The organism is Variovorax sp. 20P10.2.4, from assembly GCF_058244205.1.
In genome coordinates this window covers 1-5,158 of sequence record NZ_JBZAYE010000528.1, presented here as the reverse complement: position 1 = coordinate 5,158, position 5,158 = coordinate 1, and the positions used below count along the sequence as shown (strand labels likewise).

The 5,158-nt window shown below is 68.1% G+C and carries 6 protein-coding genes and 1 pseudogene; 6 read left to right on the top strand and 1 reads right to left on the bottom strand.

Annotation, left to right across the window (positions count from 1 at the left end):
- From AC27VN_RS32140 to AC27VN_RS32120, 5 genes and pseudogenes are all read left to right on the top strand, one after another.
- A pseudogene (locus AC27VN_RS32140) lies at positions 1-255 on the top strand (NAD-dependent epimerase); the annotation flags it as partial.
- Positions 256-299: 44 nt separating this feature from the next.
- Positions 300-1,274, top strand: a complete 975-nt coding sequence (locus tag AC27VN_RS32135; RefSeq protein WP_203201621.1) for a TRAP transporter substrate-binding protein — start codon at positions 300-302, stop codon at positions 1,272-1,274.
- A 95-nt stretch (positions 1,275-1,369) separates the two neighbouring features.
- Positions 1,370-1,882: a TRAP transporter small permease gene (locus AC27VN_RS32130; protein WP_490879179.1), complete on the top strand. Its 513-nt coding sequence runs from the start codon at positions 1,370-1,372 to the stop codon at positions 1,880-1,882.
- 11 nt (positions 1,883-1,893) lie between these two features.
- Entirely contained in the window at positions 1,894-3,186 is a 1,293-nt protein-coding gene (locus AC27VN_RS32125) for a TRAP transporter large permease (protein WP_208510014.1), read from the top strand.
- A 15-nt stretch (positions 3,187-3,201) separates the two neighbouring features.
- The gene (locus AC27VN_RS32120) at positions 3,202-3,798 is read left to right on the top strand and encodes a hypothetical protein (protein WP_490879178.1); all 597 of its coding nucleotides are present in this window, start codon (positions 3,202-3,204) and stop codon (positions 3,796-3,798) included.
- Between the two features lie 33 nt (positions 3,799-3,831).
- On the opposite strand, the gene AC27VN_RS32115 is transcribed toward AC27VN_RS32120, so the two are convergent.
- Positions 3,832-4,629: an AraC family transcriptional regulator gene (locus tag AC27VN_RS32115; protein ID WP_490879177.1), complete on the bottom strand. Its 798-nt coding sequence runs from the start codon at positions 4,627-4,629 to the stop codon at positions 3,832-3,834.
- Positions 4,630-4,768: 139 nt separating this feature from the next.
- Between AC27VN_RS32115 and AC27VN_RS32110 the strand changes: the two genes are divergently transcribed.
- On the top strand, positions 4,769-5,158 hold a 390-nt coding region (locus AC27VN_RS32110), incomplete at its 3' end, for an MFS transporter (protein WP_490879176.1).

Below are 5,158 nucleotides of genomic sequence, written 5' to 3'. Positions count from 1 at the left end.
AACCTGCCTTCGCTGTCCACGACCGTCGGCGAGATGGCCGCGGCCCTCGAGCGCGTGGCCGGCCCGGCCGCGACCGCGTTGCTCGACCGCACACCCGAGCCGACGATCCGGCGCATCGTGAAGTCCTGGCCCGGCCGCTTCGACACGCCGCGCGCCCGCGCGCTCGGCCTGGGTTCGGACGACAGCTTCGACGCGGTGATCCGCGAGTACGTCCGTGAAAATCCCGACGCTGTAAAGCTTCCGGTTGCGGCATAGTCCGGGGCGCCTGACGCAATCCTGACCAATCCCCCGGAGACACCATGAAACTCGGCCACATCGCCGCCGCCTGCCTTTCGCTCGCCCTGGGCACCAGCGCCCTCGCGCAGCAACCCACCGTCCTGAAGATCGGCTACGCGACCTCGAAGGAGTCACACTACGGCGTCGGCTCGACCGTGTTCTGCGACGAGGTCGAGAAGGGCACGCAAGGCCGCTTCAAGTGCCAGCACTTCGCCAACTCGGCGCTGGGCGGCGAACGCGAGCAGATCGAGGCGATCCAGCTCGGCACGCAGGACCTGGTGAACACCTCGACCGGCCCGGTCGGCAACTTCGTGCCCGAGGTCAAGATCGTCGACATCCCGTTCCTGTTCCGCGACTACGCCCATGCGCGCAAGGTCATGGACGGCCCGATCGGCCAGGACATCCTGACCAAGTTCCCGAGCAAGGGCATCGTCGCGCTGGCCTGGACCGAGAACGGCTTCCGCCACATGACGAACAGCAAGCGCGACATCGTCAAGCCCGCCGACGCGGCCGGCCTGAAGATGCGCACGATGGAGAACAAGGTGCACATGGACGGCTACCGCACCTTCGGCATCCTGCCCACGCCGATGGCCTTCCCCGAGCTGTTCGGCGCGCTGCAGCAGGGCACGGTCGACGGCCAGGAGAACCCGATCCCGGTGATCCTGGCCTCGAAGTTCTCGCAGGTGCAGAAGCACCTGTCGCTGACCGGCCACGTCTACTCGCCCGCCCTGCTGCTGCTGTCGCCTAAGGTCTGGAACAAGCTCTCGGACGGCGACAAGAAGGTGTTCGTCGAGGCCGCGAAGAAGGCCGCCATCGCCCAGCGCAAGAAGGTCAACGACGACGAGAACAACGGCATCGCCCAGCTCGAGAAGGACGGCATGAAGGTCACGCGCACGGTCGACGGCGCGGCCTTCCGCGAGGCGCTCAAGCCCGCCTACGCAAGCTACGCCAAGGAATTCGGCGCGGACAACATCAAGAAGATCACGGACGTCCAGTAAGAAAGAGGCGGCGCCGCGCGGCGCCCCCGACGTTCGAGGAACGCGCCCGGCCCCGCCGGGCGCTTCGTTTTGAGACAGAACCGAGAACAACACACGTGCAAGCCTTCGAGCGCTATTTCCTCGCCGCCAACCGCTGGGCGCTGATCCTCCTGCTGGCCGCGATGTCGGTCATCATCTTCACCAACGTCGTGCTGCGCTACACCACCAGCCAGTCGATCGAGTGGGCCGAGGAGGTGTCGCGCCACATGATGATCTGGCTGACCTTCATCGGCGCCGGCCCGGTGCTGCGCTACGGCGGGCACATCGCGGTCGAGAACCTGCAGGACGCGCTGCCGCGCCAGGCCGCGATCGCGCTGCGCATCGTGGTCGCCTCGCTGCTGTTCGCCTTCTTCGGCTTCATGGTCTGGTACGGCTGGCTCTACATGGAACGCACCATGTTCCAGCTCACCGCGGTGACGCAGATCCCCTTCGCCTACATCTACAGCGCGATGCTGATCGGCGGCGTGCTGCTGATCGTGCACTGGCTGCTGGTGGTGCGCGACTACGTGATGAACCGCGAGTTCGCGTCCGACGCGCACTTCGACGCCAACGCCTCGGCGTCGCTGTAAGGAGAACGACCATGGATGCCAGCGTCGTTCTGATCGTCTCCGCCTGCGTGTTCCTCGCGATCGGCGTGCCCGTGGCCTTCGCGCTCGGGCTGTCCACCGCCACCACGCTGATCCTCGCCGAGAGCTATCCGCTGATGGTGCTCTTGAAGGAAACCTTCACCGGCATCGACAGCTTCCCGCTGATGGCGGTGCCCTTCTTCATCCTCGCGGCCGAGCTCATGAGCGGCGGTTCGCTGACCGAGGTGCTGCTGCGCTTCGCGGGCCAGTTCGTGGGCCACCGCCGCGGCGGCCTGGGCTACACCAACGTGGTCTCGCTGACCTTCTTCTCGGGCATCTCGGGCTCGGCCCTGGCCGACGCGGCGGGCCCGGGCTCGATGCTGATCAAGATGATGGACAAGGCCGGCTACGACCGCTCCTACGCGGCGGCGCTCACGGCCTCGACCGCGATCGTGGGGCCGATCATCCCGCCCTCGATCATCATGATCATCTATGCGCTGCAGGACGAGAGCGTGTCGGTCGGCACGCTGTTCGCGGCCGGCATCCTGCCGGGCATCCTGATCGCGGTGGCGATGTGCCTGGTCAACTACCACGTCTCGAAGAAGCGCAACTACAAGGGCGACGGCCAGACCCCGCCGCTGCGCGAGATCCTCGTCACGACCTGGAAGGCGATCCCCGCGATCCTGCTGCCGGTGGTGATCCTCGGCGGCATGCGCGCGGGCTGGTTCACGCCCACCGAGGCCTCGGTGGTGGCGGTGTTCTACGCGCTGGTGTGCGGCAAGTTCGTCTACCGCACGCTCGAGTGGAAGATGCTGCCCGACATCCTCTCGCGCTCGGCCCTGCTGTCGGCCTCGGTGCTGATCATCATCGGCCTGTCGGCCTCCTTCGCCTGGGTGCTGACCATCGAGGGCATCCCGCAGCAGATGGCCGAGTGGCTGATCGGCATGAACCTCTCGCCGTGGATGTTCCTGATCATCGTCAACGTGTTCCTGCTGCTGTTCGGCATCTTCATCGAGCCGCTGCCGGGCGTGATGGTGCTGGCGCCGATCCTCGCGCCGGTGGCGATCAAGCTCGGCGTCGATCCGGTGCACTTCGCGATGATCGTGATCTTCAACCTCACGCTGGGCATGATCACGCCGCCCGTGGGCGGGCTGCTGTTCGTGACCTGCAACGTGTCGAAGGTGCCGATGTCGGCGCTGGTGCGCGAGCTGGTGCCCTTCCTCTGGGCCCATGGCGCGGTGCTGCTGATCCTGACCTTCGTGCCCGCGCTCAGCACCTGGCTGCCGCACGTGCTCGGCTTCAAGTAGCGGGGCACGACCTGCATGCCCACTCGAAAGAAGCATGACGAGGAGTTCATCCGCGGGCTGGTCGACGAGGCGCTGAACCGCACGCCGACCGGCGGATTCCCCGCCCTGGAAAAACGCGAGGGCCTCAAGCCCGGCACGCTGTTCGACTGGGTGGCGAAGTACGGTCCGCCCCAGCCGGAGCGCCCCTTCGAGTCGCTGCACTTCTGGATCGGCAACGCCACGCAGGGCGAGGAGGCGTTCATGCGCTACTTCGACCACGCCGAAAACTACTGGGATCTCGAGGTGGAAGACATCGAGGCGGCGACCGGCGACGTGACCGGCTGCGGCTTCTGCATCGATGCCGGCATGAAGTTCCTCTACGACGAGGACCTGATGCAGGTCATCTGGTTTCCCGAACCCGTGCCGGTGCGCCGGATCATCGACGAGAGCACGATCGAGGCCGGCGCCGCGACCGAGCGGGTCGCGCTGGCCTGCGCCGAGCGCGGCATCGTGACCGCCAACGCGGGCTTCGTCTACGCCGATCCCGCCTGGCCGATCAACGATGCGGGCAAGACCTACAACGGCCTGCCGTACATCGGGCGCTTTCGCTCGAAGGAACGCCGCCGCTCCTGAAGCGTGGACCCCGGCCTTCTGCCGCGCGGCCTCCTAGGCCTCGCGCTGCAGGTACTGGCTCGGCGGCATGCCAAGCGTGCGGCGGAACATCGCGGCATAGGCGCTCGGGCTCTCGTAGCCGTGCGACAGCGCCAGCTCGAGGATCGAGGCGCCGGCGGCCAGCCGCGGCAGGCTCAGCAGCAGCCGCGCCTGCCGGCACCAGGCGCCGAAGTTCATGCCGGTCTCGCGCTGGGACAGGCGCGCCAGCGTGCGCGCGTTCATGTGCAGCCGCTTCGCCCAGGCCTCGAGCGAGGCCGGCAGCGCGGGATCGCGCACCAGTTCCTCGCACAGCGCCGCCAGGCGCGCATGGCGCGGCATCGGCACATGCAGCGAGAGCGCGGGAGCGCGCTCGATCTCGTCGAGGATCAGCTCCATCACGCGTTCGTCGCGCCCGCCGTGCGCATAGTCCAGCGGCAGCGCGATCGCGGCCACGATGAGCTCGCGCAGCAGCGCATCGACCGGGATCACGCGGCAGTCGGCGCCGAGGCCGGCGCGGGTGCCGGGCTCGACGAAGACGGTGCGCATGCGCACGTCGCCCGCCATGCGGATGCCGTGCACCATGCCGGGCGGGAGCCAGGCGCCGCGCCCCGGCGGCACCACCCAGCTGCCGGCCTCGGCGCTCACGATCATCACGCCCGAGATCGCATGGATCAGCTGGCCGCGCCGGTGGCTGTGCAGCGGAATGACCGCGTGGCCCTCGGCATCGGTCGCCAGCACCGCGACGGCGCGCGGCGTCGATTCGCCATGCTCGGGGCGCAGGTCGAATTCGGCGGGCGGCTGCAGCTTGTCCATTTCTCGACGATCCTTGTTCTTTCGTAGCGAGATCATCTTCGCACGGCTTCCTAGCATGGCCCGGCCTCGACACGAGGTTTCACAGAAAGGGCTATCGCATGCAATCCAATCCGCCGCCGGCCACGCCGGGAGGCCGCCGATGAACAAGGGCCGCCTCGGGCTTCTCACCGGCACCCACGCCGTCAACGATCTCTACCAGGGCCTGGTGCCCGCGCTGCTGCCGCTGATGGTGCTGGAGCGCGGCTACAGCTACACGGCCGTGAGCGGGCTGATGCTCGCGGCCACCGGGCTGTCGAGCGTGGTGCAGCCGCTGTTCGGCCTCTATGCCGACCGCCATCCGCGGCCCTGGCTGGTGCCGGTGGGCTTCCTGATCGCGGCGCTGGGGCTGGTGCTGGCGGGCCTGGGCTCGAACTACCTCTGGACCTGGCTCGCGACCGTGCTGTGCGGCCTCGGCATCGCGGCCTACCACCCGAGCGCCACCGTGGCCGCGCGCGCGGCCGGCGGCGCCTCGCAGAAGGCGATGAGCGTG